Origin of the sequence: Vibrio kagoshimensis, from assembly GCF_050337535.1 — a bacterium.
Lineage (GTDB): Bacteria > Pseudomonadota > Gammaproteobacteria > Enterobacterales > Vibrionaceae > Vibrio > Vibrio gallaecicus.
Genome location: NZ_JAKJSZ010000006.1, coordinates 1 through 20341 on the forward strand (window position 1 = coordinate 1; position 20341 = coordinate 20341).

Sequence of the window (20341 nt, forward strand, 5' to 3'; positions counted from 1 at the left end):
CATAAGCCCATCAATCAGGTTGTTCTCTTAACTCAAATAGAGGTAAGAAGAATATGGTGGAGGGAGACGGATTCGAACCATCGAAGGCAGTGCCGGCAGATTTACAGTCTGCTCCCTTTGGCCACTCGGGAACCCCTCCAGGGTGTATCTTAYTCTTCACAAAGTAAGCCTAAATTGATGTTTTCCCATAAGCCCATCAATCAGGTTGTTCTCTTAACTCAAATAGAGGTAAGAAGAATATGGTGGAGGGAGACGGATTCGAACCATCGAAGGCAGTGCCGGCAGATTTACAGTCTGCTCCCTTTGGCCACTCGGGAACCCCTCCAGGGTGTGTCTTACTYTTCACAAAGTAAGCCTAAATTGATGTTTTCCCATAAGCCCATCAATCAGGTTGTTCTCTTAACTCAAATAGAGATAAGAAGAAATATGGTGGAGGGAGACGGATTCGAACCATCGAAGGCAGTGCCGGCAGATTTACAGTCTGCTCCCTTTGGCCACTCGGGAACCCCTCCAGGGTGTTTTTCCTATCTCATAATGGATAGGCTAAAGAAATGTTTTTCCCAACGCATCTCTCAAGTTCGGAGCGCATCATAGCAAACACGTAAAACCTGTAAAGGGTTTTTCTAATGCTTTTGTGTTGAATGCTGACTTTTTGGGCAAAGGTGCTGAAAACTGCGCATTTTGATCGGTTACTAAGCATTTTTTCCTTAATATAATTGGTTTTAAGTAAACCGATGTTTTCCTATTTCACCTATTTACGGATATTTACACTTCTTGACGTTATAAATGGCTTCAATTGATAGAATATGTCCAACTTCATTTGCAGATACCTATTTTTTTTACTTGCAGACCAATATTATGAAAAACAAAACAATTATCTCACTGCTAAGTCTGTCTATTCTCATGGCTTCGCCAGTTGCAATGTCAAAACGTATGGGACCAAGCTCAGTTACTGTAGTGACAGAGCAAGTTGATATTCACCAAGTTAATCAATCGCTTTCTTTGATCGGAAAATTAGAAGCTGAGCAATCGGTTATTATTTCTTCAGAAGTATCAGGGAAAGTGGATTCCATCCATATAAAAGCGAATCAAGAAGTAAAGCAGGGACAAGTTCTGGTTTTACTGAATGATGACAAAGCCAAAGCAGCAGTTGCTGAAGCTAAAGCCTACTTAAAAGATGAACAACGTAAACTTGCAGAATTTGAGCGCTTAGTTAAGCGCAATGCAATTACACAAACCGAAATAGATGCACAGAAAACGAATGTTGATATAGCAAATGCTCGGTTATCTGCTGAAAACGCTAATTTAAAAGACTTACACATTACTGCTCCGTTTGCGGGTACTGTCGGCTTTATCGACTTTAGTCGTGGCAAGATGGTTAGCGCAGGGACTGAACTCGTCACCCTTGATGATCTTTCAGTTATGCAATTGGATCTACAAATTCCTGAGCGTTACCTATCTAAATTATCTGAAGGTATGGAAGTGACGGCTCAAACTAGCGCGTGGGGAGATACTGTTTTCACCGGTACCGTGGTTGGTGTCGATTCTCGAATTAATGAAGAAACCTTAAATTTACGTGTACGTATTCACTTTGATAATGAAAGTCGTCAGCTAAAGCCTGGTATGTTGACTGCGGCTAATATGAATTTCCCAGCGATTGAAGCGCCTATCATTCCTGTTCAGGCTCTAGAATACTCCGGCACCAAGCGATTTGTGTATGTGGTGGGTGAAGATAATAAAGCGACTCGTACCGAAGTGTTCTTAGGTGCACGTATTGGTAATGAAGTAGTTATCGATAGAGGCATTGAAATCGGTCAAAAGATCGTAGTTCAGGGTATTGTTAATATGCGTGATGGTGTTGCTGTTCAAGAACTGGGTGTATCAAAGTCTACTGCTCAAAAAGATAAGCCAGCAAAAGAAGGGGCTAACTAATGCTGTTATCTGACGTCTCCGTCAAGAGACCAGTCGCAGCCCTGGTATTGAGTTTGCTTCTGGTTGTATTCGGTATTGTGTCATTCTCGAAACTTGCTGTGAGAGAAATGCCAGATATAGAGAACCCTGTTGTCTCCATAAGTACTCGGTATGAAGGTGCATCTGCAACCATCATTGAAAGTCAGATAACGTCGAATTTAGAAGATCAGTTATCAGGCATAAGTGGGATCGATGAAATCGAATCCACGACTCGAAACGGCTCTTCACGGATCACCATTACGTTTGAATTAGGTTATGACCTTAATACTGGTGTCAGTGATGTTCGTGATGCCGTTGCGCGTGCTCAGCGTTCATTACCTGATGAAGCCGATGACCCTATTGTTTATAAAAATAATGGTAGTGGTGAAGCGTCTGTTTATATCAACTTAAGTTCGACAGAAATGGACCGAACGCAGTTAACTGATTATACAGAGCGTGTATTGATTGATCGCTTTAGTTTGATTTCAGGTGTGAGTTCAGTCGATATATCAGGTGGCTTGTACAAAGTCATGTATGTGAAACTGAAACCGGCATTAATGGCTGGGCGCGGCGTCACCGCTTCTGATATTACTTCAGCACTGAAAAATGAAAATATCGAAAGCCCTGGCGGTGAAGTTAGAAATGACGCCATTGTCATGTCAGTTAGAACCGCCCGTTCATACACTGAAGCCAGAGATTTCGAGTATTTAGTGGTTAAGCGAGCTTCAGATAACTCACCTATCTATTTAAAAGATGTAGCTGATGTTTATATCGGCGCTGAAAACGAAAATTCGACCTTTAAGAGTGACGGTGTTGTCAACGTTAGCATGGGTATTGTCCCTCAATCGGATGCAAACCCACTTGAAGTCGCTGACTTAGTGCATAAAGCCGTTGAAGATATTCAAAAGTTCTTACCTGATGGCACTAGGCTAGCGGTTGATTACGACTCGACTGTTTTTATCGACCGTTCAATTTCAGAGGTGTATAGCACACTCTTTATTACTGGTGGTTTAGTTATTCTCGTGCTTTATGTCTTTATAGGCCAAGCACGCGCAACGCTCATTCCAGCAGTGACGGTTCCAGTATCTTTGATTTCATCATTCATTGCTGCTTACTACTTTGGTTTCTCAATTAACCTTATTACGCTGATGGCGTTGATCTTGTCCATCGGTTTAGTCGTTGATGATGCCATCGTAGTCGTTGAAAATATTTTCCACCATATTGAGCGTGGAGAATCGCCTCTACTTGCTGCTTATAAAGGGACACGAGAAGTAGGGTTTGCTGTTATTGCGACAACGCTCGTACTCGTAATGGTGTTCCTGCCTATTTCGTTTATGGACGGAATGGTTGGTTTATTGTTCACTGAGTTTTCCGTGTTGCTTGCAATGTCGGTAATTTTCTCATCGATAGTCGCGCTAACATTAACACCAGTTCTTGGAAGTAAAATTCTAAAAGCTAATGTGAAGCCTAATCGTTTCAATATGTTTATTGAACGTATATTTGGCAAATTAGAAAGCGGTTATAAAGGTATTTTACGTCGAGCGTTGAATTGGCGTTGGGCCGCTCCTATCGTCATCATTGCGTGTATGGGAGGCAGTTACGGTTTAATGCAACAAGTACCTGCTCAGTTAACACCTCAAGAAGACCGAGGCGTAATTTTTGCGTTTGTTCGTGGTGCTGATGCAACCAGTTATAACCGTATGTCTGCGAACATGGACATTGTTGAAGAACGCTTAATGCCATTACTTGGTCAAGGGTTCTTGAAATCATTCAGTATTCAATCTCCAGCCTTTGGCGGTAATGCCGGCGACCAAACTGGCTTCGTTATCATGATCTTAGAGGATTGGAATGAACGAGAAGAAACCGCTCAAGAGGCATTGAATGTCGTTCGCAAGTCACTAACGGGTATTCCTGATGTCCGAGTTTTCCCATTCATGCCGGGTTTCCGAGGTGGTTCGAGTGAGCCTGTACAATTCGTACTTGGTGGGTCTGATTACAATGAACTTCAAAAGTGGGCTGACATCTTAAAGCAAGCTGCGGAAGATTCCCCAATGATGGAAGGTGCCGATATAGATTACTCGGAAAAAACACCTGAATTATTGGTAACGGTTGATAAGCAGCGTGCCGCTGAGCTTGGTGTTACTGTGTCGGATATTTCCGATACATTAGAAATTATGCTGGGCGGGAAAAGTGAGACAACATTTGTTGAGCGTGGTGAAGAATATGACGTTTATTTACGTGGTGATGAGAATAGCTTTAACAACGCCACTGATTTAAGCCAAATATACATGCGTACGCAATCGGGTGAGTTAGTGACATTAGATGCGCTCACTAATATCGAAGAAGTCGCTTCGTCGATTCGTTTATCTCACTACAACAAGCAAAAGTCAGTGACCATTACAGCGAATTTAATGGATGGATATACACTTGGTGATGCACTCGATTTTCTTGACCAACAAGCAATAGAGCAGCTACCTGGTGATATTTCTGTGAGCTATTCAGGCGAGTCGAAAGATTTTAAAGAGAACCAATCCAGCATTTTAGTGGTGTTTGCTCTAGCTATGTTAGTGGCTTATTTAGTGCTGGCTGCTCAATTTGAAAGCTTCATTAACCCATTAGTTGTTATGTTTACTGTGCCTATGGGGATCTTTGGTGGTTTCTTAGGGCTAGTGGTGATGAGCCAAGGGCTGAATGTGTACAGTCAAATTGGTATGATCATGCTGATTGGTATGGTAACGAAAAACGGTATTTTGATTGTTGAGTTTGCTAACCAACTGCGTGATAGAGGCATTGAGTTCGAGAAAGCAATTATTGATGCTGCAGCAAGACGCTTACGCCCAATATTAATGACCGCGTTTACGACATTAGCGGGTGCCATTCCACTAATTACCTCAACGGGTGCCGGTTATGAAAGCCGAGTGGCAGTTGGTACGGTGATATTTTTTGGTATGGGTTTCGCGACATTAGTAACGCTCTTTGTTATTCCAGCTATGTATCGCTTAATTTCTGGTTCAACTCGTTCTCCTGGGCATGTTGAAGCTGTACTTAATAAAGAACTGAGTCATGACACTGTCGGAAGAACGAACCACGGTTAGTCAGTCTGTGAACGTGATGAAGTATTTGCGCTTATGCGTAAGTATTATCGCTAGGTAGTAAAATACTCTTCTAATGAAAAGCCTGCATTTGTGTATAGCGAATAGCAGGTTTTTTTACAGCCAACATATCTAATAAGTTGTTGTGGGGGAGTAATAGTCACTCCCTTTTTAATTGAATTTATTAGACTGTTAGTCTGATCTAAAGTTAGATTTATTTTAAAGAGGCTGTTATGGATCACTATTACCATCTCACTGCAACAAGTAAAGAGATAGAGATTGGGGATGTTGAAGAAGATATCTCAGGAGGTAAGCCTGATTTCTCTATTCACAAACCTATGCGTTTCGATGGTGTGAAATTACTGTTTACCTCAGAGGGTGAGCCTGAGTTTTATGCTAACGCTTATATCCTGAGTCGTCGTATCGTTGAAGGTATAAAGAACACTGAACCTACCTCTTATGCTTTACTTCGTTTCTTTAGGTTTCTAGGGAAGAACAATCTCAACTGGAATGACGAAAATCAAGAGCTTGAACGTTATCCCATTTACCTGTTCCGAGCTTACTTAAATAAGCAAATTGACAGCGGCAATATGAGGCGCAGTGTAGGTTCAACAACCTTGTCCGTAATTAGAAGATTCTATGTGTTTTGTCTGCGACATGGTTATGTTGAAAACCTCCCTTTTGAAGTAACTGGTTACACCAAATATGGTCAGATGCTTACAGACATAACCATTACCAGCCCGAAGCAGGAAACCATATTAACACCAATGAATGACATGGATATTCAGCATATAAGAGACAACTGGCATCGTGCAGGGGTTTCAGGTGAGTTTAGGTTACTCGTTGCAACTGCTATCAACTCAGGATTAAGAGCAATAGAGGTTGCTGACTTAAAACCTCGCCATGTGAAAGTGCCCAAGGGGTTTAGGGGTAAAACTTTCACCAACATTAAGATTGGTAATTCTCACGGTTGCCGAACTAAGTTTGGTACAAATCGATTGATTTCAATGCCAGTGTGGTTAATGGAGCAGTTATCTAAATACTGTGAAAGTGAGCGATATAAGGAGCGTGCTAGGTTGTATTTTTACAATACAGGTGATGAAGATGCCCCTATTTTCATCACTAAAGAAGGTAATAGATTTAAAGAAGAAAACGAAAAATCAAACTCAATCGACGCCCTCTGGAGTAAATTGCGAAGTGCGATAAAAGAGAACAGTAATCCGCATTTTGACCATATTTTTCATGATACAAGAGTCACTTTTCTCGCCAATAAGTTTGAGCTTTTGGTTAACATGGATGACATCACAACCTCCCAAGTATTGAAGTTACTCAAAGATGAAGCGGGTCATAAAGATTTAAGTGTCACCATGCACTATTTAACGCATTGGGAAGGCAATCCAACTAAGAATCAAGTGCCTGAATTAATGATGAACTTACTGGATGAGGCTGACATTTTATGACCGATAAAATAGATGTTAACAAGCCAGAAAATGCTCGCATTTATCGCTCTATCCCAACGGATGAAATGCAATCGGACAACCCGTTAGCAACGATTCATCAATGGAAGTATGTGTGGAAAAATGGCAACGGCACTAATTCTAACTGTAATTTTGAAGAGTTACTGCAATACAGCACCAAGAAGCATGTTCGTTTTCTTATCTCTAAGTTTGACCAGTCTGGGTGGGCTGAGCCTGGAAAAGTGGTATATTTTGCAGACATAAGAGCCATATTGTCGCACGCCTTTAATGAGAAGAAAGGAAAGCAAAAGGTTGAGTTATCCCCTGAATCTGCCAGTACCTACATTCAAGCGCAGTGGTTTTCAATAAGAACAACGGGTGTTGGGTTGCGTGGTAGACCTAAAAAGGCCAAAACCCTCGGGTGGGAGGCATCGAAATACAGCTCTATGCTCAAGAAATTTGGTTTGGGCGCAATTCCCAAGGCACTTCGAAACCTTGACACTAACTCTGCTTCTTTTGATTCGAACAACTACAACAAAAAAGAGTTAAAAAAAATAGGTCGCGCTCTTTTATCCGATAGAAAAGCGCTCAATAAGCGTTATCGGGATGAATCTATTAGCGATTCTCAAAGAAGGTTGGCGTTTGATAGCTTAATAAATAATGCCGTATTTCTATACATCTATTATACGGCGGCAGGTCTGACAGAGGCTCTAAATACCTTTGTGTTAGAAGATGAATGGAAAGTCGATAACATCGGTGGAAACCGCATCTCCGTTAAGGGCTTAAAAACTCGTGGTTACAAAGAAGAAACGCGTTCATTTACCCCGAGGGCTGCATCAAAAACCTTTTTTGAAGAACACATTCAGCTATCAAAACTTAACGCTGAAGATTTAAAGTTGGATAAACATTACTTGTTTGTTCGCAGAAGCGGTGAAACACTTAATCACATAAACTTGCGGTACTACGCTAAAGGATTGATGGAGCGCTCTACAACGTTAAAGTTGGCCGTATCGAGCAACCCAAACTTTAAATTGAACTGTATGCGGTTAAAGTCCTCGATTAAACAGTATGCCGAGAGTCAATACGGTCGGATGGGAGCAATGGAAAGCTCACGCAACCAATCAGAAAGCACTTGGAATAATTCGGAATATGGCAAGAACTCCAAGGCCATCGCAAGGAGAGAGTTGGCGGTAGGCGGGGCGACATTATACGCTTATGCGCAGAACCCGACAGGTGGCGCTACGGTCGCTATTGCAAAGACAAAGGCTAAATATTGTGAGGTTTTATCAGTTGAAGAGGTTGATGCACTTAGAACAGCCTCTAAGCACACTGTTGATGATATATCCAATGGTGGTATCTGTAAGGGCGAGGACACACCTCAGAAACGTGAATTCCAAAAGACGAATGTGGATGCAGGGTTGCTAGAAGAAGACGATGTAAAGGATTTGGGATGTGGGTATGTCATTAAATGCTTTATGTGTCGTAACTTCGCCGTTGTCGATGAGGTTCATGATATTTGGCGTTTTCTTTCCTTTGAACTGAGGTTCAAAGAGGCGTTAATTGCTCATAAAGATTTAACGCATTTCATTAAAAACTTCAGTGAGGTTCAATCTTCCATCGTAGAAATCAAAAAACGCTTTAAAAAACGCAACCTAAAGGCCGCAGAAGCCTATCTCAAACGTCAAGGGTGTCATCCTATGTGGGATGAAGATTCCATTTCAGATGTCTTTAAGGGGTAACTATGTTCAGTATTAGTCACGACCACGCTTTGTTTGATAAGTATTCGTTACCAACCACTACAGACTACCCTGTGCCGACGAACCGTACCGTGGTAAGTGTAAACAAAGATGGTAGCCCAGCCTCTTACTTTGAGAATGATGTGTGGGATTTCAATGATTTATTTAATACCACAAAGGCATCTAAGTCACTGTACACACTAGCGTTTCAAAGTGCCAAGCATAACCCTAAACTACTCAGTGAACTTAAACAAAGAATGTATTGGTTAATATGGGGAGGTAAAGGGGCATTGTTAAGCGTTGAAGGTACTGATACTTTTCGTAAAATTGAGAGCTTAAAGCTGGTACAGCATTGTGCTGAACACACATTAAGAATGTTTTTTGACACAAGTATTGACTCTTTTGGCTACTTGAACAATGAAATTGTTTTTTCGCAATTGGTCGAATCACTGAAAGGCCAAGCAGAGAAAACAATTACAATTAAGCTCGATGCTTTGAGTGTCTTAACACAAGTTAATCAGTATTTTCCAGAACCTCATCGCTTTCAAATCCCATATCAAGAGGGGCAAGCAGCCAGAAGTCTAGCAAAGAAAATTGCTGGCTATGGCAAAGGGCACCACCCCACAGTAATTCCAGTGATTTATGAGCAGTATTTATCTCGTATCATTAATGACGTGGAATCAGCGTATACAGAGTTCTTAAATGGCCGTGATTTTGATGGTGATGTTGAGAGTGAATACAACGCATTGGTGGCAAGTATTGATAGTGGCGCTGAAGTAAAAGCGCTATATCAGGAGTTGACGGCTGGCGTTGATATTAAAGAAAAGGCTCAACTCAACAAGCTCTCAGAAAGTGAACTCGTTAATGATTTTATGGAAAAAGCAAAGGATGGGGTTGAAGCGATTTATCGCAATCAAGCGCATCGCTCGGTACTAGAAGCTTATAAGAAAGAGAATCCGTTGTTGGACGTAAAGGAATATGCAAAAAGCAATGGCATTACAGAACGGCAGGCAGTGAATGCGTTTAACGTTATTCGAGGCGCATGCTTTGGGGCGTGTTCAGCATTTACAGGCATGAGAAACAGTGAACTAACACAAATTGACAGTACCTCATACCAAGAGGTCGATATTGATGGCATAACACTGTGTACGATGCGGTCATGGACGAATAAGCTAGAAAAACTGGCGCGTGAGGATACGTGGGCGTGTGCACCAATTTGTGAAAAAGCATTGTTGGTGTTATCTGTACTCAATGATCACTATCGCTCAGAATCGGGGGATATTCACTTCGCTCCTCGGTTTACATTTGATGGCTCAGGTGGCAGGGGTGATAATATAAAGCGCCAGCTAAAAGATATAGCATTGAATACTACTAACCTTAGGAACCAATGGAGGTTTTACGGTAAACACCTTGATATTCGTTATATTCCAGATGAAATGGATGAACTGTATAACCTATTAAACCCTGTCGTGCCAAAGAGCTATTACCCTATCAAAGATAATGGTAGTGGAGAATTGTACTGGCACGTTTCAACTCACTCATTAAGACGAACATTTGCCCATTTTGTTGTTGGGCATGGTTTGGTATCACTCGCATCATTAAAACACCAGTTCAAGCACATTAATTTATCTATGACTGCCATTTATGCCAGTCATTCAGAAGTTTTGACGCTCATGGGCGTACAAAAGCCAGCAGAAATCAAGAAGCAGATTGAAGAGCAATATAATGCACAGCATCATGATTACATGAAGGATATTATTGAGCACCCTGAGGAGCAGTCAGGTGGATACATACAATCCTTTGAGGGTGATAGAGTAAAAAGTTCTGCTGAGTTTAATGAACTGGTCAGTAAGACAAAAGGCGCAAATAAATCAACAGGTTTTGGTACTTGCTTTGCAGGAGACTCGTGCAGTATGAATCACTTATTTGAGTCTTCTAAGTGTGTAGGTCGAGATTGTGAAAACCTCAATGTCAATAAAAGAGAAGCTGAGAATTGGGTTAGAAGACGTGAGGGTTGTATAGCTAAAATTGAAAAGATGAAAGAGATGGATTTGTTTAATAAAAGCTCTTTAGCCACTCAGCTTAGTGACATTAGGGCGGCTGAAAAGGTGATGTCAGATCACGGCATTGAATTTGATAAATATAGAGTAGAGGTATAAGCATGGCAGCGGTAGCTGTAAAGCTAGAGAGCGCTTTTAAAGCACTTTTGAAGGAAGGGAAAAAGATTAGTCCGTTCGCTGTCGAAAAACGTGCGGGTGTGTCTAACGGCTCTTTGAAGAATCATGCTGAGTTGTTGGGGAGGGTGCTTGAAGAAAAAGAAAAGTACCTTTCAGATCCAAAGAAAGTAGGTGTGGTTAAGGCGAAGGAAAATAAGTCAAAAGCTCAGGTTTCAAAGGATAAATATCAGGAAGTGTTGGAGCAAAACGAAAGGCTCAAAACTAAGAATGAGCAGTTAGAGTCGGAGCATGTTGTCATGGCTGATAAGGTGGCCCAAATGACTTGGGAGTTACATCGCTACAAAACCAAAACAAGAAAAAATTCGACGAGCGTGAAGAATTTGAAGGTGTAATCAAAAGCCTGAAATGGCAACGGCCAATAAATTTTTCTCAGTTTTAATAAAGTCTGATCTGTTTTGAGTAATGTCAGGTCTGGAGGAGTGAATTATGTGATTACCGAGGGAGGTTGACGGTCTAATTACCGAAGGACTCTGTTACAGTCTTATTAATAGTAGTCAACCATGACAGTTCTGCTCTTATTCGATAATTGATGCCTCGGCACGAGCTTCCCGTAACTCTCTTGTATTCAGCTTTTCTTCAAGCCAGATGTTCCTTACTGTTGAGTGACTAATCGAGATGTTAAATCGCTTTCTCATCTCACCACTGATCCTGATCGATGTTAGATGAGGTAATTTGAGCGTTAATGAGATGACGACATTTCGAGTCTTCTCATCGATGCGGTTACTGTGCCTTGATTGACCATACATACGTTTCAAAGCTAATGGACCATGTGCTTCGAGAAGTTGACGGTTGTTGTGAATGCTTTTGACAGAGCAACCGCTCTGCCGAGCAGCTTCTCTCACATTGCCTAACTCCTTGGCAAGTTCAATAGCATCGAGCTTTTTCTGAACTTTTTCCCCGTATTCTTTCCTAGAGCTAGGCTCAACAAGCTCTTTAATGGACAGCTCTCGGTCAGCAAAGTAAGCGGCGAAGTTACCATCAAGTTGCTTACGTAGCTCAACTTGTTGACTCACGATAGAGTGCCTTAACGGAGAGGTAATTTGATACATTGCGTTACCATAACTGAAGGTATGGTCCCGACGGATTTTTCGATATTCTTTTTGGATACATATCGCATCGAGGTTTAGGTGTTTCGGAACGGGTCTATGTTCCGAGCGCACCTGCTTAGCGTTGACGGTGAGGGTTGTCGCCCAATAGTCAGGGATGAAAGTGTTTTGCAGGTAGTCATTTGCGCTATTCATATCGGTGATCCCCGCCAGTCTTAACTCAGGGACGAGACGATCTTGGAACGTATCGAAGGCACGTTCGATACGACCTTTTCCTTGGGGGGAGTTGGCAAAAATAATTTCTATACCAAGCTCTTCGCAGGCTCGTTGCATCTGAGAGAAGTGGCAGCGTTTTGGTCCACCAAAGATACCCGCTCTATCGACATAAAGCGTCTTAAAAAGCCCCTTTTTTCGATATAAGCCTTCATTACTTTAAGGCAGCCTTCCGTAGTTTCTGAAGGAAAGAACTCTGCATGAACGTCACTGGTTGCGTCATCAATCATAGCGATAAGGCAGGACTTTTTGTCCCCGAACCAAAGGTGGGGGCTGCCGTCCATTTGCAACATTAAGCCTTCTGCCTCCATGCGCTCTCGTCGTCTTCTTACTTTGGAGCGGCGATGTTTAGCTCGTTTTACATGATGGATTTCGTGCGCCCAGGTACGAAGTGTCTCTCGCTTTACTTTGATGCCTTCAAACACTTCCAGCATGTCTGCCAAATGAAGCATGTTAAAGTCGTAATACTTGGCTTTTATCAGATCTTGAACTTGCTTCTTTAAGGTCACGGGGATTTTATTAGCGGGTGCTCTTCCTGTGTTGCCATGAACAACGAAACGAATACCATCGGTACGGTATCGCCTGAGGTAACGCTCAATGGTTCGGTGGGATTTATTGAGCAGTTTCGAGGCATTGAGAATAGAGATTTTGTTAAGTGCCACTTTAGCAATGACATCCACGGTAAGCTGGGATTTAGCATCCATAACGATCATCCTATACACCCTTTGACTAATTCACAGTGATAGTCAAAGGATTACGTAAAAAGTAGGACCGTCAATTTCCCTCGGTAATTAGGCTAACGACAAAGTCGTTTGGTAGTTAAGGTACGACAGAATCGCTTGGTGATCACATCTGGAGGAGTGAATTAGCTAACACGCTTCTGCCCCATTCTCATTTAGAGTTCTGACTCATTCACAAAATACTCAACGCTTTTTCCTTACTTTTTGTAATCACCATGGACCCTTCTCGATTCAGAGAGAAGAAGTAACCACAATTCACTATGCACAAACTTAAATTAACTAACACAATAGATGAGAGATACGTTGCGTATTGATGTGCACCTTAAGTGATATAGTGAAGAAAATTGTTTTTATGTGGCGCTGAAATGAAACTAGAAAAAATAATCATAAAAAATTATCGTGGCTACCAAGGTGCCTTTGAAGTCAACTTTAACCAATTTACAGCTTTGATTGGTAAGAATGATGTAGGTAAAACTACTATTCTTGATGCCTTAGGCCTATTTTTTGGTGAAAAGCTGTGTAAGTTTGACCCTATGGATAAGTGTGTTTTCGTAGGTGAGAATGACGATGTTAGCGTAGGTTGTGTCTTCTCTGATGTGCCAAATAATTTGATTATAGATGCTGCATCACAAACAACGCTGTCTGGTGAATATTTACTTAATTGTGATGGGAATATCGAACTTCATAAAGTATTTAAGAAGGGCAAAGGCAACGGCTCAATGCATATAAATTGCCTTCATCCATCAGCAAAAGATGCTAAAGGGATAATTCATAAAAAAAACGATGAGTTAAAAGCAATCGCTGAAAGACGTGGTATTGAAGTTGACGATAAGAGATCTAATGTTTCTTTAAGACAGTCAATATATAGCTCTTTTGATGATCTCAAGGTGAAAGAGCAGCTGATTTCATTATCTAAAGAGGATGGAAAAGCTATTTGGGAACAAATTCAGTCGCACCTCCCTCACTTTGCTTTATTCAGAGCTGATAGGCCCAATACAGATGAAGAGGCTGAAGTTCAAGACCCAATGAAAGCAGCTGTTGCAAATTCATTAGCCACCATCCAGCCCGAACTTGATGCTATAAAAGATAAAGTAAAAGATAGTGCTCTTTTAGTCGCAAATAACACTATTAGTCATTTGCATGATATTGCTCCGAACCTTGCTAGTAAACTGAGCCCTACGTTCAAGGCAGAACCAAAATGGGACAGTCTCTTTAAGTTAAATCTTATTGGTGATGATGGTATTGCTATCAATAAGCGTGGTAGTGGTGTAAAGCGTTTAGTACTGATCAGTTTTTTCAAAGCAGAAGCTGAAAGGATCAAAAATGAGAACTTAGGTCGTGGCGTAATTTACGCAATTGAAGAGCCCGAAACATCTCAACATCCTGATAATCAAGCAGCTTTAATGGAGGCCTTTAGTGAGTTGGCTAGTGCAGAAAACTGCCAAGTAATTATAACCACGCACGTTCCCGCTTTAGCTGGTTTACTGCCAGTATCATCAATTAGACATATTGCTCGAAATGAAAATGGTGAGCTTAAAATTTCTAGTGATGAACCAAGAGTACTGGAATTGATTGCTAAAGACTTAGGTGTTTTACCTGATAGCCGAGCTCAAGTAATCTTGTGTCTGGAAGGACCGAATGATGTGAATTTCTTTAAAGGTATGGCCAAAATACTTAATCGTGATGAAGTTGGTGTGCCTAAGTTGGGTGAGGACCCTAGAATTGTGCTGCTTCCATTAGGAGGTTCGACGCTTAAAGATTGGGTTAACTCTCATTACTTAAAGAATATAGGTAAGCCTGAAGTTCACGTTTATGACCGAGATGAGAATGAACCGCCAAAATACCAAAAAGCTCATGATATGGTAAACGCGAGGGATGATAATTCTGTAGCATTTTTAACAACAAAGCGTGAAGCAGAAAATTATATTCATCTCGAAGCAATTAAGAGGACATTTAGGCTTGAAGAGGACTTAGATATTGATGATATGACTGATATTCCTAAGTTACTTGTTGAAAAGACCCCTTTCAATGAAAGCAACGTGAAAAAGAAACTCAATACTAGAGCTGTAGCACAAATGTCATTGAGCTATCTAAATGAAGTGGATCCAAATGGTGAAGTGTTGGAGTGGTTTAAGGCTATAGAGTCTAGAATGAAATAATATAACATTATGAATAGATTGATTAATTTGTCTCATGCAGACTTTGAAGACTTGTGTCGTGATATCGCACAAACCGATACCGGAATGCGATTTGAAGCGTTTGGTCCTGGCGCTGATGGGGGGATTGATGGGCGTCACTCAAAAGGTAGTGAAGCTACAATACTTCAGTGTAAACATTATGTAGGTTCAAGCTTTTCTCAACTGAAAAGTTCAGCAAAAAAAGAGCTAGAGAAAGTTAATAAACTCAATCCTAGTCGTTACTTGTTTTTTACCTCGCAATCTTTGACCCCGAGTAAAAGTAACCAGCTAGCTGAAATATTTGGCTCTTATATAAAGCAAAGCCAGGATGTTTGGGGAGAAGGTGATATTGAGGGAGCGTTGAGAAAACATCCTGAGATAGAAAAATCACATATGAAACTCTGGCTTTCAAGTACAGCTGTTCTTGAGAGGATTCTACAATCAGGGCTAGAGTCATTCACTAACGCGACAAAGTCCGAGATACTTGAAGAAGTCAAAGTGTATGTTAGTAACCCAAGCTTTGATGGTGCTATAGAAAAACTAGAAAGGGAAAAAATACTTATTGTCTCAGGGCCTCCTGGAGTTGGTAAAACTACTTTAGCTAAAATGGTTGCATACAATTATTTGAATGATGGGTGGCGTTTTTATGCAATTAACTCCTTGGAAGACGGTTTTGCAAAGATTGATGATGAACACCCGACGGTTTATTTCTTTGATGATTTCTTGGGCCGTATTGAGTTAGATCGACAGTCACTTATTCAGCGAGATACAGCACTTTCAACCTTTGTTAAAAGAGTTAGAAAATCTAAAAATGCTAGGTTTATTTTAACTACACGAGCACACATTTTTGAGGAAGCAAGAAGGTTATCAGATCATGTTGATGACCAACGATTGCAATTAGCAAAGTATTTATTGGATGTGGGTGAGTACACTAGAAAAATTAAGTCACACATTTTGTTCAACCACTTATCTATATCCGCTCTAAGTCCGCAACATTTTTCCTCTCTACTAGAGGGAGATTGGCTTAGTAAGATTGTGGATCATAAAAGCTATAACCCTCGGGTAATTGCCTCGGTTTCTAGTGATTGTCTCGATACTATAGAGCCTAGTGAGTATCCGAAATATATCTATCATGCCTTGAATAATCCTGAGTTGATATGGAGTAAGCCATTTAAGTCATTGAGCATGAAATCTCAAAATCTGCTAATTGCACTTTTTTTTGGTAGTCAGTTTGGAGGAGAAAGTATCGAATTGCTCAGGACAAACTATTCAGAGCTCCATCGTTCTGTCAGTTCGTATTATTCTCAGTCAACTATGCCAAGCGATTTTGAAGATGCACTTCAGTCACTAGAGTCGGGGTTTATTTCTATATCTGGTAAATCAGTAAGTTTTGTAAACCCCTCTGTTCGAGATTTCCTCAAGTCATATCTTATTGATAGGGAATTTCTCAGCCTGTTGCCTGAGACTTCTAAAAATGTGGGTTGGGCAAGAAATCTTTGGCGACACCTTAAGGCGGTGTTTGAAAGTCGCGAAATGGATCTGAAGTTTCTTGCCTCTAAATTTAAAAAATTTTCTGAAGTTATAGATAGTACGCCGACATTGGAAAGAGTGGAAAAAAACGGTTATGTATCTTTTAAGTATCATGATCTATCAATTTCAGATCGGGTAGAGCTTCTTCTTGAGTGGTGGGAGCGTACTGGTGATCAATATTTTATTGAAAGAGCGCTGGACATCTTCCGGTCTGGCTCACTCGAAACAGTGTCGTGGGTCGATGGTCCGTCTCTACCTGATTTGCATTGGTGGGTTCATAATTTCATAAATGATGATAATAATCTTAAATTGGATATGTTGGAGACCATTGAAGATAGTCTTTTAAAGATTCTCAGTAATGGAGTTCCTATAGATGAGTTAGTATCGATTGTAGAAAAATTGAAAGAGTCCATGCTTGATACAGCTCCTCAGCAAGTAAGCGATATTATTAATCAGCTTGTTAGCTACGAATTCAACGACACACGTAATGCCATTAGCCACCTTGATACTGAGGATGAATTGTCTGAACACTTAGAGTTTCTTAGCGAACTCGCTAAAATTACTAAACATGATCTGGAAAAATCAAAAATGATTGTACTTGATCGAATAAATGAGCTAGAAGAGGAAGATCCTGCCAACCAGAACACCAGTTATACGCCTCGTAGTAATCGCGATAAAGAGGAATTTAGTGATGATGCTCTAAAAAGCCTCTTTTCAAACCTAGTAAAGAGTGAATAGTTTAATGGTTGGTTCCTCTTCTGCTGAAAGTTTGCGCTAGTTCGATTTAAATTACTTTTTCTAATATTCAGACACCTGTTTTAGTGATGACTCTAACAAAGTTTTGTCCAAAAATGAGTTTAGTGGTTAGTGTATGATTGTGTGAACAGGTGAAATCGAACCACGATTTTGTCAGACTGAGTATGAACCAGTACATATAAAGTTAGATAAAAATATAGTAGAGACCACCAGTTTTTGGTGATCTAATTTTTTCATTTAGCACCTGAACTCTTACAGAAAAATTAGATCTACACGTAAAAGTTAGATAAATGGCTTCTAGCCCTCGTTGTGTAAGGGGGGGCTAACTTTTAAGTCTAACTTTAAGTTAAGTGTGCCTTTTTTGTATAACAGGAAGGCTGGACAGAAAATTCGTAACTGAAAATAATAAAACAACAAAACCTTAAGAAGGAAAGTAAAGTGGCAGAATTCAAATACAAGAACCTTTCTCAAGAAGAGCAAGATAAGTTAGATGCGGCATCATTCCGTCGTTTGCTTGCACACTTAGATGATAATAAAGATGTTCAAAATATTGATTTGATGATCTTAGCGGGTTTCTGCCGTAACTGTTTTAGTAAATGGTACAAAGCGGAAGCTGAACAGTTAGGAGTAGATATCGATATAGATGATGCGCGTGAGCGTGTGTATGGCATGACTTACGATGAGTGGAAGCAAAACCACCAGCCAAAAGCGACAGCTGAACAGCTTGCTGCTTTTGAAGCAAAGCAAAAAGATTAATGTACAACAAGGTGGATGTAGTCGTGACTTCAAATTAAGAAAACGGTTATGGGTGATTACAGCCTCTGAAAACAAAAGAGCCCGTAAAGGGCTCTATTATGTTTCACTTAGCTAGAATTACATTTCGCCAGTTTGGTCGAAGGTTTTTAGTTTTGCAGTGTACTCTTTTAAGTCGCCAATATTTTCACGAATCCACTCATCGTTAAAATAAGTATCTAGGTATCGTTCACCGCTATCGCATAATAAAGTCACGATAGAGCCTTTCTCCCCTCGCGCTTTCATGTCAGATGCTAATTGAAGAACCCCATACATATTCGTACCAGTCGAAGCACCTACTTTTCGGCCTAACATCTCAGACAACCAGTGCGTAGTGGCAATACTGGCTGCATCAGGGATCGTGCGCATTTCATCAATCACCCCAGTGATAAAACTTGGCTCTACACGTGGGCGACCAATACCTTCAATCTTACTGCCTTTGTCACCAGTAATATGCTTATCACCCGTTTTAAAGTAATCGTGGAAAACCGAGTTTTCAGGGTCAACGACGCACAGTTTTGTTTCATGCTGCTGGTAACGAATGAATCGTCCAATCGTCGCTGAAGTACCACCAGTGCCTGGGCTCATCACTACCCATGTTGGAACCGGATGATCTTCCATCTGCATTTGGTTAAAAATGGAGTTAGCGATGTTGTTGTTCCCACGCCAATCCGTTGCACGCTCTGCGTAAGTAAACTGATCCATGTAGTGACCATTGAGTTCATCAGCTAAACGGTAAGATTCTGCGTAAATTTGGTCAGAACGATCGACCAAATGTGCTTGCCCGCCATAGTACTCAATTTGGTCAATTTTAGTTTGAGCTGTAGATTTTGGCATCACAGCAATGAAAGGTAGACCGAGCAAGCGAGCAAAGTAAGCTTCTGAAACCGCAGTGCTACCAGAAGATGATTCGATAACCGTTGTTTCAGGACCAATCCAACCATTGCAAATGGCGTAAAGGAATAATGAACGAGCTAAGCGGTGCTTAAGAGAACCAGTTGGGTGCGTACTCTCATCTTTTAGATAAACATCAATACCTTCGATGCTGGGAAGATCGAGTTTGATTAGATGAGTATCCGCAGAACGTTGGTAATCGGCTTCGATTTTTCGGATGGCGTTATTGATCCATTGATGGTCTGTACACATAGGGAACTCCATGAGCAGCTAAGCTGTCTATTCGTTATTATTAATTAGTATGGTAATAATTTATCTATTTTTCAGGAGAAAAGCTTTGCTATATTTACTATGATTAGTCAGTTTTATAGAAAAATTTTCTACTAATATTGGAATTTAAAGGAAATGTTAGATTCAATTGATAAAAAAATACTGGGGTTGTTGCAGCAAGACAGTACATTATCTTTAAGTGATATGGCTGAAGCTGTAAATTTAACGACTACACCGTGCTGGAAAAGGTTAAAGCGTTTAGAAGAAGAAGGGGTGATAGAAAAGCGAGTCGCGTTGTTGAATCCAGAAAAGCTGGACCTTTCTTTTACCGCTTTTGTCCTAATAAAAACCAGTGATCATTCTCATGAATGGTATGGTCGGTTTGTCAGTACCGTCTCAGAGTTTCCTGAGGTAATGGAATTTTATCGAATGGCCGGCGAATATGATTACATGATGAAGGTGCAGGTGAGAGATATGAAATGCTTCGATGAATTCTATAAGCGTTTAGTGAATAGCGTTGATGGGATTTCGAACGTCACTTCTACTTTTGCCATGGAGCCATTGAAATATACAACTGCTCTGCCTATCTGTTAAACAAAACTGTTGATAGAACGGTTTCATTTCTAATCTAAAGTCCATTAAATCTATTGTGGAGCGACTTATGTTTGCAAAGTTCACTACTGGTGTTCAGCTACTTTTAGCGGTATCGATTTTTTATCTCGGCTACTCCATTCATGGGTTTACGAGTAAAGTGGGTGACGTCATTGATACGTATCCACAAGCCATCACTGACTTGGAAAGCCTTACAAATGGTCTACAAGTCGGAGAGTGGTTAGTTGTTGCGAAAACTGCAGAGGAATTGCTGCCTCAAGCATTAGAAGCCGTTGAGCAAGTTCGACTTACCGTTGAGCAAGTGAACCAAACTGTCAGCTCTGTAGATAAAAAAATACCTTTGATATTAGATGAAGTAGAGAGCATACGCTCAACCTCTGTACCAGCAGTGCTTTCAGAAGTTAAACGCGTTCGAGTGGATATTATCCCACCTATGTTAACTGAGCTAAAAGGGTATCGGACGCAAGTTGTGCCGCCATTATTGTTGGAAAGTGAAGGCTATCGTCACAATACGGTACCGGCCGTTATTGCTGAATCAGAATTGTTACGTGCAGAAATCCCGCCGATACTGGTGAAAGCGGATCAAGTAATTGATAAGTCGAAAAATCTAGCTGAAGAAGCGACTCAAGGGGCTGTTAAAGGTGTTGTTTTATCTCCAATTAATTTACTCAGAGATGCTGGAAATGAATTGAAGCTAAAAGTGCAAGAGTAGCTAAAAGTACAAGAATAGCTTTACTTTGAGCACCCTAAAATTATCTGCCGCTATTGGGATGAACAAG

At 40.8% G+C, this 20341-nt stretch carries 12 protein-coding genes, 3 tRNA genes and 1 pseudogene; 11 read left to right on the top strand and 5 right to left on the bottom strand.

The genetic code is table 11. The annotated features are described in order from the left end of the window. Nucleotides 1-54 precede the first annotated feature (54 nt). The 3 genes from L4C37_RS06300 to L4C37_RS06310 all read right to left on the bottom strand — a co-directional run bounded on the left by L4C37_RS06300 (nucleotide 55) and on the right by L4C37_RS06310 (nucleotide 512). A tRNA-Tyr gene (locus L4C37_RS06300) sits at nucleotides 55-139 on the bottom strand. A 101-nt stretch (nucleotides 140-240) separates the two neighbouring features. Then, a tRNA-Tyr gene (locus L4C37_RS06305) sits at nucleotides 241-325 on the bottom strand. A gap of 102 nt (nucleotides 326-427) precedes the next feature. Further along, a tRNA-Tyr gene (locus L4C37_RS06310) sits at nucleotides 428-512 on the bottom strand. Nucleotides 513-858: 346 nt separating this feature from the next. Here L4C37_RS06310 and L4C37_RS06315 point away from each other — a divergent pair. The 6 genes from L4C37_RS06315 to L4C37_RS06340 all read left to right on the top strand — a co-directional run bounded on the left by L4C37_RS06315 (nucleotide 859) and on the right by L4C37_RS06340 (nucleotide 10804). Next, nucleotides 859-1932, top strand: a complete 1074-nt coding sequence (locus L4C37_RS06315; RefSeq protein WP_137374626.1) for an efflux RND transporter periplasmic adaptor subunit — start codon at nucleotides 859-861, stop codon at nucleotides 1930-1932. After that, the gene (gene vexH, locus L4C37_RS06320) at nucleotides 1932-5045 is read left to right on the top strand and encodes a vibriobactin export RND transporter permease subunit VexH (RefSeq protein ID WP_429768150.1); all 3114 of its coding nucleotides are present in this window, start codon (nucleotides 1932-1934) and stop codon (nucleotides 5043-5045) included. Before L4C37_RS06315 ends, vexH begins: the two co-directional genes overlap by 1 nt. Before the next feature lie 230 nt (nucleotides 5046-5275). Beyond that, entirely contained in the window at nucleotides 5276-6502 is a 1227-nt protein-coding gene (locus L4C37_RS06325; RefSeq protein ID WP_017088853.1) for a tyrosine-type recombinase/integrase, read from the top strand. Then, a complete protein-coding gene (locus L4C37_RS06330; RefSeq protein ID WP_429768151.1) occupies nucleotides 6499-8238 on the top strand; it encodes a hypothetical protein in 1740 nt (579 codons plus the stop codon). Before L4C37_RS06325 ends, L4C37_RS06330 begins: the two co-directional genes overlap by 4 nt. Before the next feature lie 2 nt (nucleotides 8239-8240). Beyond that, nucleotides 8241-10394 carry a site-specific integrase gene (locus L4C37_RS06335; RefSeq protein WP_429768152.1) on the top strand — a complete coding sequence of 718 codons (2154 nt, stop codon included), beginning with the start codon at nucleotides 8241-8243 and terminating at the stop codon, nucleotides 10392-10394. Between the two features lie 2 nt (nucleotides 10395-10396). Further along, nucleotides 10397-10804, top strand: coding sequence for a hypothetical protein (locus L4C37_RS06340; RefSeq protein WP_429768153.1), 408 nt, complete (start codon nucleotides 10397-10399; stop codon nucleotides 10802-10804). A gap of 183 nt (nucleotides 10805-10987) precedes the next feature. Here the strand turns inward: L4C37_RS06340 and L4C37_RS06345 are convergent. Beyond that, nucleotides 10988-12504, bottom strand: a pseudogene (locus L4C37_RS06345) (ISNCY family transposase). Nucleotides 12505-12896: 392 nt separating this feature from the next. Here L4C37_RS06345 and L4C37_RS06350 point away from each other — a divergent pair. From L4C37_RS06350 to L4C37_RS06360, 3 genes are all read left to right on the top strand, one after another. Then, on the top strand, nucleotides 12897-14690 hold the full coding sequence (locus tag L4C37_RS06350; RefSeq protein ID WP_123284588.1) for an ATP-binding protein: 1794 nt from the start codon (nucleotides 12897-12899) through the stop codon (nucleotides 14688-14690). A gap of 9 nt (nucleotides 14691-14699) precedes the next feature. After that, on the top strand, nucleotides 14700-16976 hold the full coding sequence (locus L4C37_RS06355; RefSeq protein WP_429768154.1) for an nSTAND3 domain-containing NTPase: 2277 nt from the start codon (nucleotides 14700-14702) through the stop codon (nucleotides 16974-16976). A 456-nt stretch (nucleotides 16977-17432) separates the two neighbouring features. Further along, nucleotides 17433-17750: a DUF1244 domain-containing protein gene (locus L4C37_RS06360; protein ID WP_137374624.1), complete on the top strand. Its 318-nt coding sequence runs from the start codon at nucleotides 17433-17435 to the stop codon at nucleotides 17748-17750. Nucleotides 17751-17867: 117 nt separating this feature from the next. Here L4C37_RS06360 and L4C37_RS06365 read toward each other — a convergent pair whose 3' ends face one another. Then, on the bottom strand, nucleotides 17868-18932 hold the full coding sequence (locus L4C37_RS06365; protein WP_137374623.1) for a PLP-dependent cysteine synthase family protein: 1065 nt from the start codon (nucleotides 18930-18932) through the stop codon (nucleotides 17868-17870). Nucleotides 18933-19085: 153 nt separating this feature from the next. On the opposite strand from L4C37_RS06365, the gene L4C37_RS06370 reads away from it, so the two are divergent. Together L4C37_RS06370 and L4C37_RS06375 are read left to right on the top strand one after the other, a co-directional pair. Further along, nucleotides 19086-19544, top strand: coding sequence for an Lrp/AsnC family transcriptional regulator (locus tag L4C37_RS06370; protein ID WP_273294236.1), 459 nt, complete (start codon nucleotides 19086-19088; stop codon nucleotides 19542-19544). A 67-nt stretch (nucleotides 19545-19611) separates the two neighbouring features. Beyond that, nucleotides 19612-20274, top strand: coding sequence for a hypothetical protein (locus L4C37_RS06375; RefSeq protein WP_137374621.1), 663 nt, complete (start codon nucleotides 19612-19614; stop codon nucleotides 20272-20274). Nucleotides 20275-20341: the final 67 nt, after the last annotated feature.

Bases quoted from the DNA above. Each gene is read 5' to 3' on its own strand.
- L4C37_RS06375 (WP_137374621.1), top strand. From the start codon at position 19,612: ATGTTTGCAAAGTTCACTACTGGTGTTCAGCTACTTTTAGCGGTATCG.
- L4C37_RS06340 (WP_429768153.1), top strand. From the start codon at position 10,397: ATGGCAGCGGTAGCTGTAAAGCTAGAGAGCGCTTTTAAAGCACTTTTG.
- L4C37_RS06370 (WP_273294236.1), top strand. From the start codon at position 19,086: ATGTTAGATTCAATTGATAAAAAAATACTGGGGTTGTTGCAGCAAGAC.
- L4C37_RS06315 (WP_137374626.1), top strand. From the start codon at position 859: ATGAAAAACAAAACAATTATCTCACTGCTAAGTCTGTCTATTCTCATG.
- L4C37_RS06355 (WP_429768154.1), top strand. From the start codon at position 14,700: ATGAATAGATTGATTAATTTGTCTCATGCAGACTTTGAAGACTTGTGT.
- L4C37_RS06350 (WP_123284588.1), top strand. From the start codon at position 12,897: ATGAAACTAGAAAAAATAATCATAAAAAATTATCGTGGCTACCAAGGT.
- L4C37_RS06325 (WP_017088853.1), top strand. From the start codon at position 5,276: ATGGATCACTATTACCATCTCACTGCAACAAGTAAAGAGATAGAGATT.
- L4C37_RS06335 (WP_429768152.1), top strand. From the start codon at position 8,241: ATGTTCAGTATTAGTCACGACCACGCTTTGTTTGATAAGTATTCGTTA.
- L4C37_RS06330 (WP_429768151.1), top strand. From the start codon at position 6,499: ATGACCGATAAAATAGATGTTAACAAGCCAGAAAATGCTCGCATTTAT.
- L4C37_RS06365 (WP_137374623.1), bottom strand. From the start codon at position 18,932: ATGTGTACAGACCATCAATGGATCAATAACGCCATCCGAAAAATCGAA.
- vexH (WP_429768150.1), top strand. From the start codon at position 1,932: ATGCTGTTATCTGACGTCTCCGTCAAGAGACCAGTCGCAGCCCTGGTA.